Genomic DNA, 21,171 nt, shown 5'->3' with positions numbered 1-21,171 from the left:
TGTCGACGTGGCAATGTTTGTTGCTGGAATGGCAAGCTTGCCTCATGAGTGATGACACCGAAGAAGTGTTGACAAGCGTTGGGCCGAGGCTGAAGGCGCTGCGCCTGCAGCGGGGCTGGACATTGGCTGAATTGGCCGAGGCAACGGGCATTTCCACCAGCACGTTGTCGCGGTTGGAGTCCGGGCAGCGCCGGCCAAACCTTGAATTGCTGCTGCCGCTGGCCCGCAGCTATGCGGTGCCGCTCGATGAGCTGGTGGGCGCGCCCGCGACCGGGGATCCGCGGATTCACCTGCGGCCCGTCATCCGCCATGGCCAGACCATCGTGCCGCTGAGCCGGGGTGCCGGAGGGATGCAGGCGTTCAAGCATCTGATTCCCGGCGGTACAGTGCTGTTGCAGCCCGAGCCCAAGGTTCACGAAGGCTACGAGTGGATGTACGTCCTGCGGGGGCAGCTGCGCGTGGTGCTGGGGGAGCGGGACTTCGTCCTGAAACAAGGCGAGGCCGCCGAGTTCGACACCCGCACGCCGCACTGGTTTGGCCGGGCCACGTTGGGGAGCGTGGAGTTCCTGACACTTTTTGGCCCACAGGGTGAGCGCATGCACGTTCGGGCGGCGCCAGCGAAGCCTTAGCCTTTCCCAATGACGCAGCATCTTCTTGGGTGTGTGCGCCGGCCACCTCGTCCGGGTGCAGTTTCTGGATCAACATGCTCCAACGCCGACGGGAGCAGTGACAATCAGGCGGCAATCGACCGTGCCCTGATACCTTGGGAGCAACTTCAACGGAGAGGCGCCGCCATGGCAACGATTGTTTTGGTCCACGGCCTGTGGTCCGACGGATCCAGCTGGGCACGCGTCATCACTGAACTCCGCTCGATGGGACACGATCCGGTGGCCGCACAGCTCAATCTTGAATCATTTGACGACGACGTTGCCTCCGTCCGCCGCACGCTCGCCAGCGTTTCCGGTCCGGTGCTGCTGGTGGGCTGGTCCTATGGCGGTGCCGTGGTTGGTGAAGCTGCCCGCGGCGTGGATACAGTGCACGCGTTGGCGTACGTTGCCGCGTTTGCCCCTGCCGAGGGGGAGTCCGTCAGCAGGTTGTCCCGCAAATATCCCGGCAGCTTGATCTCCACGCACGTTGTGGTGGCGGGCGACTACACCTACATCAACCGGGCAGGCTTTGGCCAGCTGTTGGCGGCCGATGCGCCGCCAGAGACCATCGCCATTGCCGCCGCTACGCAAAAGATGGTGCGGATCGGGCTCGACCGGGTGAAGGTCGGCCCGCCAGCCTGGCTGGATCTGCCGAACCACTATCTGGTTGCCACGGAGGACCGATGCGTTCCACCGCTCCTGCAGCGCGAGATGGCGGAGCGCATGGGTGCCTCCATTACGGAAATTGCCTCCAGCCACGCGCCGGTGCTGTCCCGCCCGCGCGAGGTGGCCGAGTTTCTGCACCGGGCGTGCCATGAATTTTGACCTTCGCCGCTTCCTTGACGCGCAGGAAGGGATATACGACGGCGTTAAGGCTGAGCTGGGTGCCGGGCGCAAGACGGGGCACTGGATGTGGTTCGTGTTTCCGCAGGCAAGCGGGCTGGGAGCCAGCCCCACTGCCCAGTTCTATGCCATTGCTTCGATGGACGAGGCTGTAGATTATGCGACCCACCCCCTTCTGGGATTACGGCTGCGTGAATGCGCCGGCCTGCTGCTCTCGATTCCCGGACGATCTGCGGAAGGCATACTGGGCGAGGTTGATGCCATGAAATTGCGTTCATCAATGACCCTCTTTCAGACGGCTGCGCCGGATGTTGCTGTGTTCGGCGATGTCCTGGAGCACTTCTTTGAGGGCGTCCCGGACGGCCAAACGCAGCGAATCATCTCCGAGTGGGGCTCGCAGGCATAAGACCTTCGGGTGAGGAGCTGCCGGATAATCTGTAGCCGTGATGATCAATGGTTCGACCATTCCCTTTGAGGTCGCCGGCAAGAGTGCCTTTTCCTGAAACTCCGGTCAGCCTGATTGTTCACTGCGGCGTTGTCGAGCCAAGACCTTCGCCTTCTGCAACCGGTTCAGGACTATGGTCGGATCCTCATCGTCGGCAACGCCAATCAAGTCCAGAGCCCCATACTGTTCCGCTTTGCGGGAAGCCTTGAATTCCATGACGTCTTCCAGCTTGATTCTGCGATGCGACCCGGGCTTTTCCAATGGAATCTTGCCGGCGTCCAGGAAGCGGACGATTGTTGGTCGGGTAACGCCGAGAATTTCGGCAGCTTGCTGGGTAGTCAGGCGTCCACGACACCCGTGCCCCACTCTTGACGGACGGCGTAGCCTGTAGCCATGACCGCCACAGATGCCGGCATGACCGCCGGACCCCTCGCAAGCAGCCCGCCAGCAAGTCGTGAGACGCACCGCGTGTTCAACCAGCCGCCGCCCCGTGTGGACATCAACGAGTACACGGCGAACGTCCCGCTTGCCGAGTATCTGCAAACTGTTGGCGAAGCGAAGACGACCGGCGCACTTGAGGCAACTGGCGCCGTCGTGGGTGCAGCGCAGTTTCAAGAGGACGCCCGGCTGGCGCACAGCAATCCGCCGATTCTGCACACGCACAGCAAATACGGGCAACGGATCGACGAGGTCGACTACCATCCCTCATACCACCGCATCATTTCGCAGGCCGTCGCTGCCGGGGCGCACACCTCCGCGTGGGAGTCCCCCGGGAAGGGTGCCAACGCGCTGCGTGCGGCGCAATTCATGCTGTTTGCACAGGTGGAACCGGGCCATGCCTGCCCCATTTCGATGAGCCACGCTGCGGTGGAGTCCCTCAGCGGGGCGCCGGAGCTTGCGGGGGAGTGGCTGCCGCGTTTGTTCTCGCACCATTACGACCCCGAACTCAGGGCGGGCAAGCCTGGCGCACTGTTTGGCATGGCCATGACGGAGAAACAGGGCGGTTCGGACGTCCGCGCCAACACCACCCGTGCGGTGCCGGCCGACGGGCACTTCCTGCTCACCGGCCACAAGTGGTTTTGCTCGGCACCCATGTCGGACGCCTTTCTCGTCCTGGCGCAGGAGGAGGCGGGACTTGGCTGCTTCTTGGTGCCGCGTGTGCTGCCCGACGGCGACCGGAACCCCTTCCTGATCCAACGGCTGAAGGACAAAATGGGCAACCGCTCCAACGCTTCCTCCGAGGTTGAATTCGCCAACACCTCCGGCTGGCGGGTCGGTGAGCCCGGCCGCGGGGTGCGCGCCATCATGGGAATGGTGGGCCGAACCCGGCTGGACTGCATCCTTGGCACGGCCGCCGGCATGCGCCAATCGGTGGCCGAGGCCGTGTGGCATGCCCGCCACCGCAGCGCGTTTGGCGCCCGTCTCATCGATCAGCCGGCCATGGCCAATGTGCTGGCCGACCTGGCGCTGGAATCCGAGGCCGCCACCGCCGTCAGCATGCGGCTGTCGCGTGCCTTTGACGACGACGCCGGACCCTCCGAACGCGCGTTCCGTCGCCTGGCGACGGCGGTCACCAAATACTGGGTGTGCAAGCGCGGCCCCAATCACGCCTACGAAGCCATGGAGTGCCTGGGCGGCAACGGCTACATAGAGGATTTCCCCCTGGCCATGCGCTACCGGGAGCAGCCGGTCATGGCAATCTGGGAGGGAACCGGCAATGTCATTGCCCTGGACGTGCTGCGGGCCATGGCCACCGAACCCGAATCGGTGGATGCGTTCTTCGCTGACCTGCGCGTGGCATCGGGTGCGCACCCGGTCTTTGACGACTTTGCCGCCCGGCTCAAGGAGCAGCTGGCACCCATGCGGTCGGCGCCGGCGGACTTTGCCGGACAGGCCCGCAACGTGGTGGAAAAGCTGGCGTTGGCTTTGCAGGCGTCATTGCTGCTTCGCTTTGCCCCGTTAGCGGTGTCGGATGCGTTTGTTGTCTCCCGGCTGGGAGCCGACCGCTCGTTCAACTACGGCAACCTCCCGGCGTCGGCCGACCTGGCGGGAATCCTGGCGCGGGCGTAGCTGCTTGGGATCAGCTGCTGGACCACCTGCTGACAAAGCGGCGGGCGCGACCTACTATGTTACTCATGAGTAACATGATGAATGGTGCGGTGGACGCCACGGATCTGTCTATTGCGTCCCGGGGCGGTGAACGGATTAAGGGCACCTTGCGGACGCCGTCGAATGGTGAACCGCTGGCGCTGGTGGTGATCCATCCTGCGACTGCTGTGCCCGAGCGGCTGTATTCGGGTTTCTCAGAGTATTTGGCGGGGCAGGGCTATGCCGTTGTCACGTACGACTACCGCGGCACCGGCAGGTCCGGCGCCCCTAAGGACCTTCGCGGACTGCGCATGCGGGACTGGATGGACCAGGACGTCCCGGATGTCGCGGAATGGGCAGCCGCACGATTCCCCGGACTGCCGAGGTTCGCCGTGGGCCACAGCGTTGGCGGGCACGCGCTGGCACTGGGGTCCGGAGTGGAAGGACTCAGCGCAATGGTGTCCATTGCCTCCCACGCTGGGGTCACAGCAACCGTTCCTGCCTTGCCGGAGCGGGTCAAGGTGTGGCTGACACTCAATGTTGCGGGGCCGCTGGCCGGCAGGATTTTCGGTTACATACCCGGCAAAAAGCTGGGTCTGGGCGAGGATATTCCAGCGGCCGCGATGCAGGAATGGGGCCGCTGGTCACGGCTGCCCGGGTATTTCTTTGACGACCCAACCATGGGCGCTGCCGAGCGGGCGGCAGCCGTCACCGTGCCGCTGCTGGCCATTGGATTCAGCGACGATCCCTGGGCGACACCGCAACAGATTGACGCGATCACGGATCGCCTGACCGCAGCAGAGGTGGAGCGTCGGACGTACGCGCCCGCCGACATTGGGGTCGCGGCGGTTGGGCACATGGGCTTCTTCCGCCGCGGCCTGCGTGAAGGGCTCTGGCCCGAGGTGGCGCAGTGGCTGGGGGAGCTGCGGGACGGGTGAGTCGAGTCGACGATGGCAGCACGCCCGAGCCGCAGCCCGCCCCTCCCGCAGCCCCGACCGCGCAACCACCCCAGGGAGGTTGGTTGCAGGAAGGGTGGGCAACGTCGTCGTGCCTTGCTAACGTGCAGCCACGGGGATCCGGCACGCATTCTCCTGGGAAATCCGGCGCAGCACTGCCCAGATGAGCAGTCCGATGGACAGCAGCGCCAGAACAGGTTGCACCGGCTCGAAGAACTTCATGGCCCCGGTTGTGCCCAACGCCAGCAACACCAGCTTGTTGCAAACAGGACAACCCACCGCAAAGAACGCCAAAAACGACCCGAAAACGCCGGACTTGCTCGTGGCACCGGCACGGGCGATGGGGGTTGCCACATAGGTGGCCACCAGCAAGCCGGTGAGCAGCGACGTGATGCCCAACGCCGCGTGCGACCACCAGGTGGGCGGAATTTCGCGGGCAAAGAACGGGTTGGGGATCAAGACGGTCGGAATGGCGACCACAACAAATGTCGCGAGGGCCGTCGCAGCGAAGACCGCCCAGCGCCGCAGCGGCCAGCGGCGCAAATTGCCCATGATGCTGGGGAGCATGTCAGCTCCTTTCCGAGGTGCTGCGTTCGCGGTCTGCCTCGCGGTCGTCCCGGCGGGACCGCCACAGGTACACGCCGCCCGCGGCAAGCAGCACCAGCAGCGCGGCAATGCCGAAGCCAACATTGGAAATCTTTGACGAGATCCCCACAATCCACGACTCCGCCGCAAACTGCGTGTCGATGTCCAGCACCCCGCCCAGCGAAGCGGTGCCCTGCGTGGCCAGCAACAGCACGCCAATGCCGATCGACAGCAACCCGGAAACGACCATCCACACGGAGTTTTTCCATGGACCGAGTTGGAAGCGCCGCGGTTTCAGCCAGCCGCGCTCACCGAGCCGGAACCGGGTCCAGAACAAGGACAGGATGCCCAGCGGCAGGGCCATGCCCAGCGCAAAAATCGCCAACATGAATCCGCCATAGAGCGGATTGCCGCCGGCCGCTGCCACAGCCAGGACCGAGCCCAGGATGGGGCCGGCGCACACACCCGCGACGCCATAGACCGAGCCCAGTACGAAAACCGAGACTGCGGACGTGCCGTCGGCACCGGCCCGGCGGCTCAGGCCGGGAAACTGAACGCCGATGATCTGCAGCACCCCAATGACCATCACGACGCAGGCCGCAACCGTGATCAGCACGTTCCGGTTTTGCATCACCAGGGACCCGACCAGGCCGGCCAGCAGGCCAAGGGGCACCAGAGTCGTCAGCAGGCCCGCATAGAACAGTGCCGTGCGGCCCAGCAATTTGGTGGGGCTGGCGAAAGCATAGGCAAAAAACGCCGGCAACAACATGACCGAGCAGGGGCTCAGCAGGGTGAGGATTCCACCCAGGAACGCCCCCGTGTATCCAATGTCCACGGCTACTTGGCCTGCGCCAATGCTTCGTCAATCACCTGGACGAAGACATCCAGCGGCTGGGCCCCGGGAATCGCCTGGTTGTTGATGACAAAAGTGGGTGTGCTGTTCAACCCCAACGCCGTTCCTTCGGCCAGATCGGCCTTGACCAGGGACCGCAGTTCGGCGTCCTTCAGGTCCGCCGTGAACTTTGCCAGGTCCGGCACACCGACCTGTTCGGCAAACTTCAACAACACCGGCTCGGTCAGTTCGGCCTTGCCCTTCTCGGGCGCTGCCGCGTAGACGGCTTCATTGAACTCCCAGAACAAGCCCTGCGCGGCTGCGGCCCGGGCGGCCACTGCCGCGTTCACCGACGATTCGCCAAATACCGGCAGGTCGCGCCATTCAATGCGCAACTGCCCGGTGTCAACGTACTTCTTGACGATTTCGGGCTGGGTCTTGCGCGCATACACACCGCAGAACGGGCACCTGTAGTCCGAGTACTCGATCATGACCACGGGCGCGTCAACCGCGCCGAGTGCCAGGGGATCTGACGGAGTCCGCCGCTCCAGGTGCGGCCCCGACTCCGGAGCCTGATTGCCGGACGAGGTGCCGGCGGGCGGTGAACCGGGTTTCACTGTCGGGTTGGCGGAATTCAGCCGGTTATCACCGGCGGCAGCGCCGACAAAAATAATGGCCAGGACGAGGATGGCGCCCAGGGCCAGGGCCAGGACAACATTTCGGGTCTTCTTCGTTTTCATGATCGTTTTCAAGGGGAAACTTTCAGGATCGCGCAGGTGCAGCACTTCCGCGGCCGCGGGAATCCGGGCCGGCGGCAGCGCACCATGCGTACATATATAGGGACACGTTCGACGCCGGACAGCCACCCATGCTTTTCATGCTGGGGCGGGTGCCGGTGCACCGAGGTCTACGTCCTGACGATCCCAAGATCCAGATGTGTCAACGCCGCCGGAATCCTGTCCGACAACTGCGCCGCGGCGGTATCCGCCCGTGCCCGGTCGGGAAGTCCGGAGTTGCAGTTCCCCGCGGAATCCTGCATATGTGCCAAGGTCGGGGCAACAGCATTGCTCTCAACCCGGGCCTTGTCCCGTCCTGGGAGGCATGCCGTCAACACCTGCCCGGAGGTATCCCGCGCCGTGGTTCTTTGGCCGGTGGAGTGGGCGGTGGATTGGCGCCCGACGGTCGGGGTTGTAACAGTGAGCGGCTGTGAGATGGCCGACGCGGCCTGTGTACCGGGGGAGGCGTTGGTGCCTGTGCAGCCAACGGTGACCAGTACGAATGCTGCGAAAGCCAGCAGTACTCCGTGGGCGGCCAGGCGGATAAAGGAACCGGTCCTTCGCATCCGTTGTCCTCCCGCGCCCGAGTCGTCTCACAATTGGTGTCTGCCGGATTGGTTCCCGGCACATTGGCCCCAACTATACGTCAGCAGTCGGTGGCACCTGAGGGGGAGGTCGACGCGGACGGGCCGAACACTCTCAGGGCAGGGACGGAAGGACCCGGCAGTGGGTCAGCCCGTTGCAGGAGTGAACTGGCTGCCGGGAAAAGTTGGGGTGCGGGGAGCCGGGATGGTTGGTTTCGACGTCGGGCATCCCCGGCATCAGCAACTTCTCCGACATGACGGATGAACGGCAAGGAAACTTTGAGTGACGTGTCACGGTGAACTTCTTTGGGAACCCCGGAAACTCCACGTTTTCCCAGACTTCTCACAGTCTCGCACCAAGCCAAGTGATGCGCCTCTCAAGATTTAATGGCTTTCCGCCATTTGGTATGTATACTTGGACGTAGTTGTAGTGTTGCGTTTTTTGTAGTTGAAGCGATGCCAGCCCTCGGGCAGACGTCGCTTTTCTGGAGAAGCGGACTTACACCGTAAACGGAGGCCCGAAGGTCGGGCGGAATCTCCAACTTCAGAAGGAAATAGAAATAATGGCAACAGGTACCGTCAAGTGGTTCAACGCTGAAAAGGGCTTCGGCTTCATCTCTCCCGATGACCAGTCACAGGATGTTTTCGCGCACTACTCCGCGATCAACTCCTCGGGCTACCGCTCCCTCGAAGAAAACCAGAAGGTCTCCTTCGATGTTGAGCAGGGTCCGAAGGGTCCTCAGGCAGTCAACATCCAGGCTATCTAATTCTAAAGAAAACGTGCGGGCAACCGCGCATTCTTTAGTCCTTAGGGCTTGAACAAGTAGGGTTCGGGATTTATCCCGGGCCCTACTTGTCTTTAACAAACAAATTTGCCGCGGATTATTGGCTGGCGACCAATCGGGATTAGAGGCGGGTTAGCGGCCGGCAACAGGCACGATCCACGTTCGCCAGGAACCTGCCAAATAGCGCCACCGGGTTCGGCCTCAGCACGGGTAGGTGGCGCCGCTGCACAAAGGTGCACTTAAAGTGGCGCAGTCCACCGGCGCTGTGCGCGGCTCCGGGGCCCGCCATGTGGCACCATTGAAGACGATGAACACGAATGCGGCCAAGCGCCAACGCGACGGGATTCCCATGCCGCTGTGGCTGCAAGGGGCATTTGAGGCTGCTCAGATGTTTGTAATTTCTGCCCTGATCGTGGCTGTCCCGTTGGCCGCCACTTGGCTTGCGGGCGGTTTTTCCGAGAAGGACCCCTCGGTCGTTGCCAGATTGGCCGGCCAGATCTGGCTACTGGGACACGGCGTGCCCCTCAGCGTGACAGTGGCCAGCGGGCCAAGCTCAGCGACGGTGGAAACGGGCATATTCAGCCTGCTGCCACTGGGGCTGGTGCTGATTCCCTTTTTCCTCTCGTGGCGGGCCGGCAGAAGGCTGGCCAGAGCTTCCTACACAGACCAGCTGTGGCAGCCGCTACTGAGCGCAGTTGCCGTCTATGCGGCGGCCGGACTGGCCACGGGCTTTGTCTGCAGCACCCCCGGAATTGATGCGCCGCTGCTGGCCAGCACGCTGATTCCCATTGTCCCGGCCGGCGCGGGACTCATTATTGGTGCACGGCTGGAGGCAGGTTCGTGGAGCCGGCTGATCGGCATGAGCGCCGCGGACTGGATTGACAGGACCAGCCAGGACCAGCGCTGGGCCGGATCCTATGTCTGGACCGTGCTGCGCTCGGGCTTCGTTGCCGTCATGGCTGCTGTGTCGCTTTCGGCCTTCTTGTTGGCGGTGAACCTGGCCGCGCGCTGGGGCGACATCATTGGCGTTTACCAGGCGCTGCGTCCGGGTGCCATGGGCGGGGCGGCGCTGACGCTGTCGCAGCTGGCATTCATGCCCAACCTGGCCATCTGGTCGCTGGCTTGGGCCGGCGGCGACGGGTTCAACCTCGGTGTCGGTTCGACAGTTTCTCCCCTGGGCACCGCGGTTGCACCAGTGCCACCCATCCCGGTCCTTGCAGCGCTGCCCACAGGCGCCCTGACGTGGGGCTTTGCGGCCCTGCTCATCCCCGTCCTGGCCGGGCTGCTTGCCGGCTGGTGGTTTGTGCGCGCCGGAGAGAATCACTTTGACGAGTGGCTGTCCCTCAAAGTCCGCCAGCGGTGGCTCTCGCTGCCCGGATCCACCTTGTTCCTCAGCCTGGTGACCGGAATTGTGGCGCTGGCCCTCAGTTGGGTGCTGTTCTGGCTTTCACAGGGTTCCTTGGGCATTGGCCGGTTCACCCAGGTGGGTCCGGACCCAAGCACCGCGGCACTGTGGGTCGGTGCAGAGGTGGCGGTCGGCGTCATGCTGGGGTCGCTGCTGGCCCCGTGGCTCGAGGGCGAACGCGACGGCCTGCCGCTCCTGCGCCGCAATGAAGAAGCCGCCGAATAGGGCCTGCGGGCCCTTGCCCCTAAAATTGTGGGCATGCGCATAGTTGTTTTAGTTTCCGGAACCGGTTCAAATCTCCAAGCCGTGATCGACGCAGTCGCCGACGGCAGCCTTCCCCTTGAGATTGCCGCAGTGGGGGCTGACAGGCCGGACACCTTCGGCGTTGAGCGCTCCGCCGCCGCCGGCCTGGACACGTTCGTTGTTAACTTCAAGGACTACGCGACCCGTGGCGAATGGGACGCGGCGCTCCTCGCACGCGTTGCCGCCTACAAGCCCGATTATGTAGTCTCCAGCGGTTTCATGCGCATCGTTGCGCCGACGTTCATCAACGCCTTCGAGGGGCGTTACGTCAACACCCACCCGGCCCTGCTGCCGTCGTTTCCCGGCGCCCACGGCGTTCGCGATGCCATGGCCTACGGCGTGAAGGTCACCGGCTGCACCGTCCACTTCGCCGATGCAGGCGTGGACACCGGCCCCATCATCGCCCAGACACCGGTTGCCGTGCTCCCGGACGACACCGAGGACTCGCTGCACGAACGCATCAAGGTGGCCGAACGCGAGCTGCTCATCCAGGTGTTGGGCGAACTCGCCCGCGCCTGACCCGCTCTGTGGATCGAGTTTGCAGTTATTAGGCAGGTAAGTGCTTTCCTGCGCCAATTTCGTCCAACAACGGCAAAGTGGATCTGTGGGGACGGGTCAGGGGAGTGGGGATTGCTCAGGGGTGCTGGCGGAGGGCGAGCGTGATTTCTTCCTGTCAAGGAACCAGGAAGAGACCTTGCCGACGAGCCAGCCGAGGACGATGGAAAAAACGATCGCAATGACCACCGCCACCTGCGTCGAGATGCCGGGCCAGTACTGCGTGAGGATGCCGACGCCGACGGCGTAAAGGGACCAGACAGCGGCTGACACGAGCGAAAACACCGTAAACGCCCGCAGCTGATAGCCGGCAACGGTGGCCGCGATGTTGGAGGAGAGCCGGCCCAGCGGGATGAACCTTGAGGTGAGCATGAACATGTAGGGCCGATGTGTCAGCCTGCGCGTGGCAGCATCAACCGCTCGTTGGCGCCGTGGCCCGCGGACCGAGCCCCAGCGGGTGTGGCCAAATAATTTGGTCAGCCAATAGGTCAGCAGGTCCCCGGCCATGGCCCCGACCATCATGGCAAGCACCAGCGGCAGGGCCTTCGGTCCGCCGTCGAGCCCGGCAAGTGCGCCCAGCGCAACAAACACGGTGGTGCTGGGAACAGGCGGCAGGATGGCGGAGGCCATCACAAACGAGCCGCCAATCAAATAGATCCAAATGCTCGCGAGAAAGCCGGTGGTGTCGGCTGCGAGATCCATGGAGTCCTTTTTGTCGGTGGCGCGGTGGCGGTGGCGGGGTTGCCGGGGATGAAAGCTAGTTTAGATTCTACGGCCGGACGCACCGGACGGTGCATCGGCCCCGTTCGGCGTCACGTCCCTGCCTTGCTCCAGGTGCCGCTTCCCGGCGTTACTTCCGGGCGCGGCCGAATGCCAGGGAGGCAAGGGCTGTTGCGGCGGTGACCGTGTACACGGCCGGCCAGGCGCCCATCTTCTTGGCGAGCGGGTGGGAGGCGCCAAAAGCCAGCACATAAGTGGTGGCCAGGGCGGCGGCGGTGCCAGCTCCGGCGTTTTTCTTCCAGCCCAGGAACGCAGCGGTGCCCGCAGCTGCCAGCACGGCGCCGCCGAGCTGGCGGTTCTTCGTGGCGCGGGCTGTCTGGTAGCCGCCGAGCAGTCCGGCGGTGGCAAAGGCGGTGGGAAGCAGGGCACTCATGGATGGTCCTTAATCAACTGGGGAATTCAACGTCGGCAACAGACTACCTGTTCAACGTGGAGGAATCCTGGGCGACTAGGCCAGCGGCCCGCCGGGTCCGTTAGTCCAGCGCCGCGCCCTTCGTCTCCGGGGCCGAGAACGCCATCCAGACAACTGCCAGCACGACCAGCCCGCCAGTCAGCGCGAAGGTCAGCGGCAAACCAAGAACCGGCCACAGCAGCGAGCCGAAGATCAGCGGCACCAGCCCCGCGCCCACCCGCGAAATCGTGGAGGCCCAGCCGAAACCGGTGGCCCGCAAATGGGTGGGGTAGAGCTCGGACACGTACGTGTACAGCACGGGGATGGCCACCTGGATGACAAAGCCAAACACGAGCAGCCAGATTTGCGCGGCCAGGGGGGCGTCCAGGACGAGGGCGAAAATCACCAGCGACAGTGCCGCCAACGGACCCGTCACGGCCAAAATCCACTTCCGGCCGAGGCGCTCAACCAGCAGCGCCGCGGCGATGACACCCAACAGGCCAATGCCTGTCATGGCGGCAGTGGCCATGAACGCCTTGTTTTGCGCGTAGCCCGTGGCAACCAGGATGGACGGCATCCACGTCAGGGCGCCGTAATACACCAGCAAAATGGTCAGGAACAGCGACCACGCAATCCCTGTAATGCGCCAGTTGAACCGCCACAAGCCGGCGAGCTGGTCAGTGATCTTTCCCAGCGACAGCTTCGGCGCAGTGGCCGGATCGGGCAGCGTCCACGGCCCCACCGTTGCGCCGGTCCGGCGGATCAGGGACTCAATGACGGCCTTTGCCTCGGCAGGGCGGCCGGCCCGCACCAGGTACAGCGGCGATTCCGGAACGCCAATGCGCACCCAAAACACGAGCAGCGCGGGCAGCACCATGACCAGCATCAGGTAGCGCCAGTTTCCAAACGAGGCCATCAAGACGGCCGACACCACACCGCACAGCGACGCGCCAATGGGCCACCACGCGTCCATCGCCGTCAGCACCCGCCCGCGGTGCTTGCGCGGGGTGAACTCGCCCACCAGCGCATAATCCACCGGAATGCAGCCGCCCAGCCCAAAACCCGCGAGGAAGCGGAACACGCAAAACAGCACGATCTCGTTCGAGACGGCGCCGAGCACTGTGAAGATGGAAAAGATCAGCAGCGTCAGGGTGAAGGCCTTCTTGCGCCCGATGATGTCGGCAATCGACCCCCACGCAAACGCGCCCACGGCCATGCCGATCAGGTTGGCCGTGCCTATCCACGCCGCCTGCCCCGGGCTGAGCCCCCATTCCTTGGACAGCAGCGGAATCAGGAAGCCGTTGAGCGTCACATCCCAGGCGTCGAACATGAACCCGAGCCCGCCGATGAGGAAAATGCTGCCCTGCACTTTCCAGCGCCACGGTAGCTCCTGCACAACTCGGTCGCCGGTCAAGATGGCTGTTGGGATGCTCATGGGGTCCTTTGTTCACGTCTGGCTTTGCACCTGCCTCAAGATTATCCGGCAAAGTGACCCGAGTCGCACAGCGTGACGAATATCATTTACTAAACTAAGAATGAATTGGTACTTTATTTACTCAGAGGTTGTTTCCGTGAGACTTGCATCCGTCACCGCCCACCGCATCAAGGTGCCCTTGTGCCGGGCGTTTACCACCGCGGTGCGTAGCGCCGTGGAGCTGGAAACGGTGATCGTGGAACTGCGTGACTGCGCCGGATTGAGCGGCTGGGGCGAGGCACCCATCAGCGTTGTCACCAAGACGACGACGGATGCGGTCATGACCTCGGTTGATGGGCCGCTCTGGTCATTGATATCGGGTGCTGACGACATGGAGCACGCATTGGCGCTCGTTGAACAAAGCCGCGAACCAAGCGTTGCCAGGGCGGCCGTGGATTGTGCCCTCCATGACCTGGCCGCCCAACAAGCAGGGGTTTCCTTGGCTGGGCACCTCAGCGGCCGGCTTGGCGGGGTCACCGCGGAGCCGAAGACAATATTGACCGACATGACGCTGTCCGTTGCCTCAGCGGAGGTGCTCGCGGAGACGGCCCGCCAGCACGTCAGTGAGGGGTTCAGCTGCCTCAAGGTAAAGCTCAATGCTGCCGGCGACCCATTGGGGGCCATGGTGGCTGTGCGTGCTGCCGTGGGGGCAGGCCCGATCCTGCGGGTCGACGCCAACCAAGCGTTCACGCCCGAGCAGGCCATCGCGTTCATCCGGGGCCTGGAGAGGGCGGACGTGGGTGTGGAGTTTGTTGAGCAACCGGTGGCGGCAGCTGACTGGGCGGGACTCGCCAAGGTGAGCGCCGCCGTCGACCTTCCGATCATGGCGGATGAGAGCGTCTGGAACTGCGCGGATCTGGACCTTTTGCTGGAGCACAACGCGGCCTCGCTCATCAATATCAAGCTGGCCAAGACCGGTGGGCTGCGGCACGCCAAAAGGCTTGCCGACCGAGCCGCAGATGCCGGTCTGGGAGTTGTGGTGGGATGCATGCTCGAGAGCAGTGTGGGCATATCCGCGGCCGCGTCTTTTGCCTCGACGCTGCCCGCCATGGCCCAGGACCTGGACGGCGGCCTCTGGCTGGCTGCGTCGCCGGTCTCCGGTGGAGCCCAATACAGGGGATCGGAAATTCTGCTCTCCCCGGCGCCAGGGCTGGGGATCACAGGACTGTCCTAGCCCCGGTGCAACGGGAGCCGGCTCAGTTGGGCGTTGCGATGGTGTGGGCCATGGCGGTTAGGGAGCGGACCACCTCGGTGGCATCGTCTTCGGTGTAAGCCCGCGTGCAGACGGCAAGGATGTAGCCCTGGGATGGGGCCGCCCCTGCTGCCGGGGCATCACTTGCCGGGGCCACAAAGGCAACATCGTGCCGGATGCCCGTGACCCACCCGGACTTGCTTCCCCAATCAGATTCCGGCGCCAAGGCTTGGGCCTCGAGGCCGATCACGGGATACTCCTGGGCCCGCAGCCAGCCCATCATGATGGCCGTCAATTCCGGGCCGGCGGCGCGCCCGCTCAAGACGGTGTGCATGATCTTCGCCAGGTCCCGGGCGGTGACCTGGTGGGTCAACCCCGCAGCCAACGCGTCCATGTCACCGTAAAGCCGGTCCATGAACGAGTTCCGGGCCCCGCAGGCAGCCAGTGACGCATTGATCGCAGCGAAGCCCACAAGCTCGATGGCCAGGTTGGTTGCCTCGTTGGAGGAAACAATGATCATGCGTTCGAGCACCGTTCGCAGCGTGGTCAGGCTCCCCTCGGGAGGCAGCCCCTCGTCGTAGTCGTCGGGGTCAAAACTAAACGGGGTGTTGGCCCCAACGCCACTCTTGAAGGCATGTGTGGAAACAACCGGCTGGTCCAGGGACAGCTCCCCGCGTTCCACGGCCTGCATGGCCGCGACCAAGACCCCGAGTTTGATGGTGCTGGCGGAGTAGAACGTCACGTCAGGGTTGCGTTCGGCCAAGACGGTTCCCGCCATGTCCATGAGGTGGAAGGAGACAGTGGGAACGCCGTCGCTGTAATCGGAGGTAAGGGACATGGGGACCTTTCTTGTCCTGGGTGGGGCTGGTCAGTTGGTGCCTAGGCTGCGGCGTACACGGCGTCCGCGATGGCGCGGCGCAGTTGGGTGGCATCTGAAAGCGTGCGGCTGGGATGGACGCGGTTGGTCAACAGGACCGCGGTGATGCCGGCGTCGCGGTCCATCAGCAGGGAAGTTCCGGTAAAGCCGTTGTGCCCATGGGCGGCGGGATGGGTGCCCATCCAGGACTCTTGCCCGATCCGCAGACCCAAACCGTGTCCGTAGCCCGGACCGCCTGCAGCCAGGTGGTGGCCCAGCACCTCCGGCAGCTGATTCCGCCACATTTCAGCGGCCATGCGCGCACTGATAATGCCCGGCAGGCCGGCCCGGACTTCCTCGCCAAAGGCAGCCAGCCCCGCGGCTGTGCCGAACATGCCGGCATTGCCGCCGAGGCCGCCCAGCGACCACGCCGATTCGTCATGGACAACGCCCTGCACCATGCCCCGGCCGTATTCCGGCTGAAACTCGGTGGGGGAGCAGAGCCCCGGATCGGGGGTGCCCGTCAATTCCAAGGTTCCTGGGCCGCCATTGCGTCGGGACAGTTTCCCCAGCACCCGCTCGCCGACCAGCTCGGCCCACGGCCGTCCGGTCGCCCGTTCGGCCAATGCCATGACGGTGTTGTAGCCAACGCAGGAATAGTCAAAGCGGGTACCGGGGGCAGCCGTGGGATCCAGTGCAAGCAGATCCGTCAGGAGGCTGGCTCGGTGGAATCCGGTGCCCTCGGCCAGCGCCGTTCGCCAGCCGGGCCATACCGCTGGCAGTCCGGACGTGTGTGTGAGGAGATGACGAAGGGTCACGGCCGACTTGGATCCCCGTGCAAAGGCAGGCAGCCAGGCGCCTACCGGCTCGTCGAGGGCCAGCACGGCGCTGTCCACGAGGGACAACGCGGTCACGGCCGTGAAAACCTTCGTGATCGATGCCAGGTCATAGTAGGTGGCGGCCGTTGCCGCACCTGCTGCAACAACTGGCTGCGGGCGCCCGCCAATCACGACGGCGCACGTGGCCGACGGCGTGACGCCCCCGGCCACTGCGTCGTCCAGCAGCCCTGTCAGCACGCCCGCGAGGGCACTTGGTTGTGCGCGCATCATTGCACAACGAGCCGGGGCGACTCATCGGCAATGAGCGTGGCGGGAACCCCCATGGGGATGCTGTGGGCGCCCGTGTCGTGGCCGAACCCCAACTCCCATACCAACGGGATCCCCAGCGGAACCAGGAGCTCTTCGCAGAGGGCCCGGACGTCGGCCAACTCGCCGCAGTCCTTCCACGACCCCAACGCCAACCCGGCCATGCCGTCAAACCAGCCGGCCCGCAACAGTGTCTGCAACAGGCCATCGAGTTTGTAAATGTCCTCCGTGACGTCCTCCAGCAAACCAATTCGGCCGGCGTTGGAGGACTTGTGCCGCCTGTGGGCACCCATGGTCATGGCCAGGAGGCTCAGATTGCCGCCAACGGTTATTCCGTGAACGGTTCCCGGCACCATCGTCTCGGCGGTTGAAGTGGTGAAGCTGCGCCCTGTGATCGGTTCAAGAACGGCGCGTCGCAGGCTCTCCGTGGCGGCGGGGTCATCAAGCAATGAACCGGTGGCGATCATCGGCGTGAACCAGGTGGGCAGCGCCAGCTCTTCGGCCCAAAACTCGTGCACACCCGTGACATCGGAGGAGCCGTACAACGGTTTCGCCCGGGCGGACCGCAGTGCGGCTGCGTCCAGGTGATCCAGGAGTCGCACGGTGCCGTACCCGCCACGCACAATGAATACGCCCGCAAGGGAGTCATCGCACCAGGCAGCTTGCAGATCTGCTGCGCGTTGCTGATCGGTGCCTGCCAAATACTTTGCCCGGGGGTGCGTGGCCACAATGTGCTCGCCCAGCACAGGCACCAGCCCCCACGATTCCAGCAGTGCCACCGCCCGGTCCACGTTTTCCGGTGTGGGTGCCCCCGACGTGGAGACAAGCCCCACCCTGTCCCCGGCCCGCAGCGGGCCCGGCAGCTTTGCGCGGCTCACTTGACACCACTCAGGTCGGCTTGGTCCACGTCGTTTGCCTGCGCCGTCGGGACAACGCTGAGCAGTTTCTTCGTGTATTCGTGCTGCGGATCCAGCAAGACCTGTTCCACGGGACCCTCCTCAACAATCCTGCCCTCAAACATGACCACGACCCTGTCGGCAATATTCCAGGCAAGGCCCAGATCGTGGGTAATGACCAGGGCGCCAAGCCCGGATTCGCAGCGCAATTTCAGGAGCAGGGCCAAAATGTCGGCACGCACCGAGGCATCCAGGCTCGCCACGGGTTCATCCGCCACCAGGAATTCCGGGTCAAGTGCCAGCGCCCCGGCAATGACCACACGCTGGCGCTGGCCGCCGGAGAGCTCTTGTGGAATGGTGGCGAGATAGCGTTCGGGCGGGTTGAGTTCGGCCCGGCGCAGTGCCCGCGCAACGATCTCACGTTCATCGCCCGGCAATTTGTGCAGTCTGGGGCCCTCCGCGACGGCCTCGTACACCGTGTGTTTGGGATTGAGCGCGGCCGACGGGTCCTGCAGCACAAACTGCACGGACTTGCGGTACGCCTTAAGGTCCTTGCGCCGGTGCTTGAGCGGCTTCCCCTCGAAATGGACAGCACCCGAACTGGGCTCCTGGAGACCCAGCATGGTGCGGGCCAGTGTGGTCTTGCCGGAGCCCGACTGCCCCACGAGGGCCGTGATTTCGCCGCGGCGGCAGGAGAGGGTCACGCCGTCGACCGCCCTGGTCCCACCGTTCCTGGAGCCAAAGGTGACACTGACATCCCGAGCCTCAAGCACGACGTCGCTGCCTCCTTCCGGAGCCACCCCGCCGGCAGCGTAGGCAGGGGCCGCGGGGGCCGCATACGAGGGCAGGCGGAGGCGTGACGCCGGATCACCGATCAAGGGAAAAGCCGAGGCCAGGGCCTGCGTGTGTGGGTGCCGGGGATGGCGAATGATCTGTTCGGACGGGCCGTCCTCGACGATCTTGCCACGCTGCATCACCACAATGCGCTCGCACGTTGCAGCCAATACCGAGAGGTCGTGGCTGATCATGATCAGTGACAAACCGCGGGAGGCCACGAGTTCACTGAGCACATTGAGGACCTGGGCCTGGACCACCACATCCAGTGCCGTGGTTGGCTCATCGGCGATGATCAATTCGGGTTCACAGGCCAGCGCCATGGCGATCATGATGCGCTGCTTTTGGCCGCCGGAGAGCTCATGCGGGTAACTGGCGCCCTTGGCGGGGGACAGGTCCACCAGCTTGAGCAACTCGGCCACGCGGGCGTCCCGAACTTTTTCTTCCTTGTACTTGGCCCGCTCGCCGTTGGCATGGACCAGCAGGGCTTCGCCGATTTGGTCCCGCACCTTGCGGACCGGGTTGAGTGAGTGCATGGCGCCCTGAAAAACGATGGCGGCCTCGGTCCAGCGCACCGCGCGCAGCCGGCCCCACCCCAAATCGGGCACGTTTTCCTCGCCCAGCAGGATCTTGCCGGTGGTGCGGGTGTTTGCCGGCAACAGGCGCAGCACCGACATGGCCAGCGTTGACTTTCCACAGCCGGACTCGCCGGCCAGGCCCAAGGTGGCACCTGGTTCCACCACGAGGTTCACCCCATCCACGGCCGTCAATTCACCGGGACCAATGGTTGTTTGGGTGCGGTATTTCACTGATAGATCCACAAATTCCAGGCGTGGCATTAGCGGCCTCTCAACGTTGGATTGATGACTGATTCAAGGGCGCGGCCCACCAAGGTAAAGCACAATACCACCCCGACAATGGCAAGCCCGGGGGAGAGCACGTACCACCAGAACCCGCCTGTGGCAGCGCCGGTGTCCAATGCCATCTTGAGCATGGAACCCCACGAGATGGTGCTCGGATCGCCGAGTCCCAGAAAAGCCATCGTGGATTCGGAAATTACGGCCGAGCCCACCGTCAGTGTCGTATTGGCCAGCACCAGCGGCATGACAGCCGGAAGCACATGCTTTTTGATGACGTGGGCGTGTGAGGCGCCCAATGCCCAGCTGCGTTCAATATACGCCCTGGATTCCACCGTCAGCGTTTGCGAACGGACGACCCGTGCAGTCCCTGCCCAGGAAGTGATGCCGATGGCCACAATGATGGTGGCGACACCCGGCCCAATGACGGCGGAGAGCACAATGGCCAGCACCAATCCGGGAACCACCAGGAAGAAATCGATCAGGCGCATCAATCCGGCCTGCGTCCACCCCGAGAAATGACCGGCTGCCATGCCCACCACAGTGCCGATGATCATGGACATGGCCGTGGCGGCGAAGCCGACCAACAGCGAGGCCCTGGCTCCCCAGAGCAGCATGGCCAGAACGGACCGGCCGGCCGGATCGGTCCCCAAGGGGTTCGCCCACGAGGGGGGTTCATTCTGCCCTGCGGCTATTTTGGTGACATCCAGCGTGTGTTCCGGGGCCAGAATGGGGGCCAGCAAGGCCAGCGCAATGACAGCGAGCAAGATGATCAAGCCGGTCAGGCCCGCGCGGTTGGAGCGGAATTCGCGCCACACCTCGCCGGCGCGCTGGCGCCGCCGTGCTGCTGCAACATTGACCTTGGGTGCCGTGTCGGGCACCCGGGCGGACTGACCTGCAGGCGCGCTCATGCTGTCCGCAATCGTGGGTCAAGGATCCTGTACAAGATGTCTGCGAAGAAGTTCATGATGATCACAATCGACGAAAAGACTACGAAGGTTCCCTGCAGGAGCGGGAAATCGGGAGCGGAAAGCGCCTGGAAGGTCAGATAACCAAGGCCCGGCCAGGAGAACACAGTCTCAACGGTTACGGCGCCGCCAATGAGGCCGCCCAAGGTGAGGAAGATCAGTGTGACAGTTGGCAGCAGCGCGTTGGGGACGGCGTGCTTGCGCCGGACCTCATCTTCGCGCAAGCCCTTGGCCCGGGCTGTCACCAGGTAATCGGCGCTCATTTCCTCCAGCAGGGAGGCCCGCATGACCATCAGGTACTGGGCGTAGACCACCGCCACCATGGTCAGCATGGGCAGCATCAGGTGCCTGGCGACGTCCCAGACATGGGCAATCCCGGTGGCAGTACTGCCCGCCGTCGACATTCCACCGGTAGGGAACCAGTGGAACATTCCGCCAAAAACCAACAACATCAGCAGCCCCAGCCAAAAGGTGGGGACCGACCAGAGGGTCAGTGCAATGCCGGTGTGGGCCTTGTCGAACATGGTGCCGCGGCGCCATGCCGTTCGTTGGCCAAGCCACAGACCCAGCACCACTGACAGCGCGGCCGCGGTGCCGGTCAACAACAAGGTGGGACCAATCCGGTCAAGGATCAATTCCATGACCGGCCGGTTGTAGGTATATGACTCGCCAAGCTTTCCCTGCACCAGGTCGGTCAGATACCGCCAGAACTGCGCCAGGACCGATTGATCCAGTCCATACTGTTTGCGCAGGATGTCCATCTGCTCGGCACTGACCTGCCGGCCGTCAGCCAAGGAGCGTACCGGGTCTCCGGGCAGGATCCGGAAGGCAAAGAAGCCCAGAACCACCACCATGACCATGGAGAACAGGGCACCGCCGGCTTTTTTGAGGATATAGCGTGGCCACGATGAACCGCGGCCCGGTTCATCAATGTCCTGGGCTGGCTCCGCCCCGACAAGTTGTGATGCTGACAT

At 64.1% G+C, this 21,171-nt stretch carries 23 protein-coding genes; 9 read left to right on the top strand and 14 right to left on the bottom strand.

Features of this window, described 5'->3' with window-relative positions; genetic code table 11:
- Positions 1 to 44: 44 nt before the first annotated feature.
- The 3 genes from AC1L6K_RS18125 (at position 45) to AC1L6K_RS18115 (ending at position 1,896) form a co-directional block, all read left to right on the top strand.
- Complete coding sequence (locus AC1L6K_RS18125; protein WP_480950222.1) at positions 45 to 629, top strand: helix-turn-helix domain-containing protein; 585 nt, start codon at positions 45 to 47, stop codon at positions 627 to 629.
- Between the two features lie 165 nt (positions 630 to 794).
- A complete protein-coding gene (locus tag AC1L6K_RS18120; RefSeq protein ID WP_480950221.1) occupies positions 795 to 1,472 on the top strand; it encodes an alpha/beta fold hydrolase in 678 nt (225 codons plus the stop codon).
- Complete coding sequence (locus AC1L6K_RS18115; RefSeq protein ID WP_480950220.1) at positions 1,462 to 1,896, top strand: DUF1810 domain-containing protein; 435 nt, start codon at positions 1,462 to 1,464, stop codon at positions 1,894 to 1,896. The genes AC1L6K_RS18120 and AC1L6K_RS18115 overlap by 11 nt, the downstream gene beginning before the upstream one ends.
- Positions 1,897 to 2,001: 105 nt before the next feature.
- Here the strand turns inward: AC1L6K_RS18115 and AC1L6K_RS18110 are convergent, their stop codons facing one another.
- On the bottom strand, positions 2,002 to 2,301 hold the full coding sequence (locus AC1L6K_RS18110; protein WP_480950219.1) for a helix-turn-helix domain-containing protein: 300 nt from the start codon (positions 2,299 to 2,301) through the stop codon (positions 2,002 to 2,004).
- Positions 2,302 to 2,328: 27 nt separating this feature from the next.
- Between AC1L6K_RS18110 and AC1L6K_RS18105 the strand changes: the two genes are divergently transcribed.
- Together AC1L6K_RS18105 and AC1L6K_RS18100 are read left to right on the top strand one after the other, a co-directional pair.
- Positions 2,329 to 4,005 carry an acyl-CoA dehydrogenase family protein gene (locus AC1L6K_RS18105; protein WP_480950218.1) on the top strand — a complete coding sequence of 559 codons (1,677 nt, stop codon included), beginning with the start codon at positions 2,329 to 2,331 and terminating at the stop codon, positions 4,003 to 4,005.
- A 65-nt stretch (positions 4,006 to 4,070) separates the two neighbouring features.
- Complete coding sequence (locus tag AC1L6K_RS18100) at positions 4,071 to 4,961, top strand: alpha/beta hydrolase family protein (protein ID WP_480950217.1); 891 nt, start codon at positions 4,071 to 4,073, stop codon at positions 4,959 to 4,961.
- 117 nt (positions 4,962 to 5,078) lie between these two features.
- Here the strand turns inward: AC1L6K_RS18100 and AC1L6K_RS18095 are convergent, their stop codons facing one another.
- The 4 genes from AC1L6K_RS18095 to AC1L6K_RS18080 form a co-directional block, all read right to left on the bottom strand.
- The gene (locus tag AC1L6K_RS18095) at positions 5,079 to 5,546 is read right to left on the bottom strand and encodes a hypothetical protein (protein WP_480950216.1); all 468 of its coding nucleotides are present in this window, start codon (positions 5,544 to 5,546) and stop codon (positions 5,079 to 5,081) included.
- A gap of 1 nt (position 5,547) precedes the next feature.
- The gene (locus tag AC1L6K_RS18090; RefSeq protein ID WP_480950215.1) at positions 5,548 to 6,399 is read right to left on the bottom strand and encodes a cytochrome c biogenesis CcdA family protein; all 852 of its coding nucleotides are present in this window, start codon (positions 6,397 to 6,399) and stop codon (positions 5,548 to 5,550) included.
- 2 nt (positions 6,400 to 6,401) lie between these two features.
- Entirely contained in the window at positions 6,402 to 7,136 is a 735-nt protein-coding gene (locus AC1L6K_RS18085) for a DsbA family protein (RefSeq protein ID WP_480950214.1), read from the bottom strand.
- A gap of 167 nt (positions 7,137 to 7,303) precedes the next feature.
- Positions 7,304 to 7,738: a hypothetical protein gene (locus AC1L6K_RS18080; RefSeq protein WP_480950213.1), complete on the bottom strand. Its 435-nt coding sequence runs from the start codon at positions 7,736 to 7,738 to the stop codon at positions 7,304 to 7,306.
- 581 nt (positions 7,739 to 8,319) lie between these two features.
- Here AC1L6K_RS18080 and AC1L6K_RS18075 point away from each other — a divergent pair.
- The 3 genes from AC1L6K_RS18075 to purN all read left to right on the top strand — a co-directional run bounded on the left by AC1L6K_RS18075 (position 8,320) and on the right by purN (position 10,768).
- A complete protein-coding gene (locus AC1L6K_RS18075; protein ID WP_038467205.1) occupies positions 8,320 to 8,523 on the top strand; it encodes a cold-shock protein in 204 nt (67 codons plus the stop codon).
- A 262-nt stretch (positions 8,524 to 8,785) separates the two neighbouring features.
- Complete coding sequence (locus AC1L6K_RS18070) at positions 8,786 to 10,171, top strand: cell division protein PerM (protein WP_480950212.1); 1,386 nt, start codon at positions 8,786 to 8,788, stop codon at positions 10,169 to 10,171.
- Between the two features lie 33 nt (positions 10,172 to 10,204).
- On the top strand, positions 10,205 to 10,768 hold the full coding sequence (gene purN / locus AC1L6K_RS18065; RefSeq protein ID WP_480950211.1) for a phosphoribosylglycinamide formyltransferase: 564 nt from the start codon (positions 10,205 to 10,207) through the stop codon (positions 10,766 to 10,768).
- Positions 10,769 to 10,864: 96 nt separating this feature from the next.
- Here the strand turns inward: purN and AC1L6K_RS18060 are convergent, their stop codons facing one another.
- From AC1L6K_RS18060 to AC1L6K_RS18050, 3 genes are all read right to left on the bottom strand, one after another.
- On the bottom strand, positions 10,865 to 11,506 hold the full coding sequence (locus AC1L6K_RS18060) for a DedA family protein (protein WP_480950210.1): 642 nt from the start codon (positions 11,504 to 11,506) through the stop codon (positions 10,865 to 10,867).
- 148 nt (positions 11,507 to 11,654) lie between these two features.
- Positions 11,655 to 11,957 carry a hypothetical protein gene (locus tag AC1L6K_RS18055; RefSeq protein ID WP_480950209.1) on the bottom strand — a complete coding sequence of 101 codons (303 nt, stop codon included), beginning with the start codon at positions 11,955 to 11,957 and terminating at the stop codon, positions 11,655 to 11,657.
- A 100-nt stretch (positions 11,958 to 12,057) separates the two neighbouring features.
- A complete protein-coding gene (locus AC1L6K_RS18050) occupies positions 12,058 to 13,410 on the bottom strand; it encodes an MFS transporter (protein ID WP_480950208.1) in 1,353 nt (450 codons plus the stop codon).
- Between the two features lie 136 nt (positions 13,411 to 13,546).
- Here AC1L6K_RS18050 and AC1L6K_RS18045 point away from each other — a divergent pair, with 136 nt between their 5' ends.
- The gene (locus tag AC1L6K_RS18045) at positions 13,547 to 14,623 is read left to right on the top strand and encodes a mandelate racemase/muconate lactonizing enzyme family protein (RefSeq protein ID WP_480950207.1); all 1,077 of its coding nucleotides are present in this window, start codon (positions 13,547 to 13,549) and stop codon (positions 14,621 to 14,623) included.
- A 22-nt stretch (positions 14,624 to 14,645) separates the two neighbouring features.
- Here the strand turns inward: AC1L6K_RS18045 and AC1L6K_RS18040 are convergent, their stop codons facing one another.
- The 6 genes from AC1L6K_RS18040 to AC1L6K_RS18015 are packed head-to-tail and all read right to left on the bottom strand — an operon-like array spanning position 14,646 to position 21,171.
- Complete coding sequence (locus AC1L6K_RS18040; RefSeq protein WP_480950206.1) at positions 14,646 to 15,479, bottom strand: serine hydrolase; 834 nt, start codon at positions 15,477 to 15,479, stop codon at positions 14,646 to 14,648.
- A 41-nt stretch (positions 15,480 to 15,520) separates the two neighbouring features.
- Positions 15,521 to 16,606, bottom strand: coding sequence for a serine hydrolase domain-containing protein (locus AC1L6K_RS18035; protein WP_480950205.1), 1,086 nt, complete (start codon positions 16,604 to 16,606; stop codon positions 15,521 to 15,523).
- On the bottom strand, positions 16,603 to 17,520 hold the full coding sequence (locus tag AC1L6K_RS18030) for a S66 peptidase family protein (RefSeq protein ID WP_480950204.1): 918 nt from the start codon (positions 17,518 to 17,520) through the stop codon (positions 16,603 to 16,605). Before AC1L6K_RS18030 ends, AC1L6K_RS18035 begins: the two co-directional genes overlap by 4 nt.
- Complete coding sequence (locus AC1L6K_RS18025; protein WP_480950203.1) at positions 17,517 to 19,211, bottom strand: dipeptide ABC transporter ATP-binding protein; 1,695 nt, start codon at positions 19,209 to 19,211, stop codon at positions 17,517 to 17,519. Before AC1L6K_RS18025 ends, AC1L6K_RS18030 begins: the two co-directional genes overlap by 4 nt.
- Entirely contained in the window at positions 19,211 to 20,140 is a 930-nt protein-coding gene (locus tag AC1L6K_RS18020) for an ABC transporter permease (protein ID WP_480950202.1), read from the bottom strand. Before AC1L6K_RS18020 ends, AC1L6K_RS18025 begins: the two co-directional genes overlap by 1 nt.
- Positions 20,137 to 21,171, bottom strand: a complete 1,035-nt coding sequence (locus tag AC1L6K_RS18015; RefSeq protein ID WP_480950201.1) for an ABC transporter permease — start codon at positions 21,169 to 21,171, stop codon at positions 20,137 to 20,139. Before AC1L6K_RS18015 ends, AC1L6K_RS18020 begins: the two co-directional genes overlap by 4 nt.

Source organism: Specibacter sp. BI4, assembly GCF_056680095.1.
This window is presented reverse-complemented; position numbering and strand designations above follow the sequence as displayed.

Excerpts from the sequence above, each read along its gene's own strand:
- purN (WP_480950211.1), top strand. The coding sequence starts at position 10,205 with ATGCGCATAGTTGTTTTAGTTTCCGGAACCGGTTCAAATCTCCAAGCC.
- AC1L6K_RS18015 (WP_480950201.1), bottom strand. The coding sequence starts at position 21,171 with ATGTCAGCATCACAACTTGTCGGGGCGGAGCCAGCCCAGGACATTGAT.
- AC1L6K_RS18060 (WP_480950210.1), bottom strand. The coding sequence starts at position 11,506 with ATGGATCTCGCAGCCGACACCACCGGCTTTCTCGCGAGCATTTGGATC.
- AC1L6K_RS18100 (WP_480950217.1), top strand. The coding sequence starts at position 4,071 with ATGAGTAACATGATGAATGGTGCGGTGGACGCCACGGATCTGTCTATT.
- AC1L6K_RS18055 (WP_480950209.1), bottom strand. The coding sequence starts at position 11,957 with ATGAGTGCCCTGCTTCCCACCGCCTTTGCCACCGCCGGACTGCTCGGC.
- AC1L6K_RS18025 (WP_480950203.1), bottom strand. The coding sequence starts at position 19,211 with ATGCCACGCCTGGAATTTGTGGATCTATCAGTGAAATACCGCACCCAA.
- AC1L6K_RS18085 (WP_480950214.1), bottom strand. The coding sequence starts at position 7,136 with ATGAAAACGAAGAAGACCCGAAATGTTGTCCTGGCCCTGGCCCTGGGC.
- AC1L6K_RS18080 (WP_480950213.1), bottom strand. The coding sequence starts at position 7,738 with ATGCGAAGGACCGGTTCCTTTATCCGCCTGGCCGCCCACGGAGTACTG.
- AC1L6K_RS18035 (WP_480950205.1), bottom strand. The coding sequence starts at position 16,606 with ATGATGCGCGCACAACCAAGTGCCCTCGCGGGCGTGCTGACAGGGCTG.
- AC1L6K_RS18040 (WP_480950206.1), bottom strand. The coding sequence starts at position 15,479 with ATGTCCCTTACCTCCGATTACAGCGACGGCGTTCCCACTGTCTCCTTC.
- AC1L6K_RS18115 (WP_480950220.1), top strand. The coding sequence starts at position 1,462 with ATGAATTTTGACCTTCGCCGCTTCCTTGACGCGCAGGAAGGGATATAC.
- AC1L6K_RS18050 (WP_480950208.1), bottom strand. The coding sequence starts at position 13,410 with ATGAGCATCCCAACAGCCATCTTGACCGGCGACCGAGTTGTGCAGGAG.
- AC1L6K_RS18125 (WP_480950222.1), top strand. The coding sequence starts at position 45 with ATGAGTGATGACACCGAAGAAGTGTTGACAAGCGTTGGGCCGAGGCTG.
- AC1L6K_RS18075 (WP_038467205.1), top strand. The coding sequence starts at position 8,320 with ATGGCAACAGGTACCGTCAAGTGGTTCAACGCTGAAAAGGGCTTCGGC.
- AC1L6K_RS18120 (WP_480950221.1), top strand. The coding sequence starts at position 795 with ATGGCAACGATTGTTTTGGTCCACGGCCTGTGGTCCGACGGATCCAGC.
- AC1L6K_RS18020 (WP_480950202.1), bottom strand. The coding sequence starts at position 20,140 with ATGAGCGCGCCTGCAGGTCAGTCCGCCCGGGTGCCCGACACGGCACCC.
- AC1L6K_RS18105 (WP_480950218.1), top strand. The coding sequence starts at position 2,329 with ATGACCGCCACAGATGCCGGCATGACCGCCGGACCCCTCGCAAGCAGC.
- AC1L6K_RS18095 (WP_480950216.1), bottom strand. The coding sequence starts at position 5,546 with ATGCTCCCCAGCATCATGGGCAATTTGCGCCGCTGGCCGCTGCGGCGC.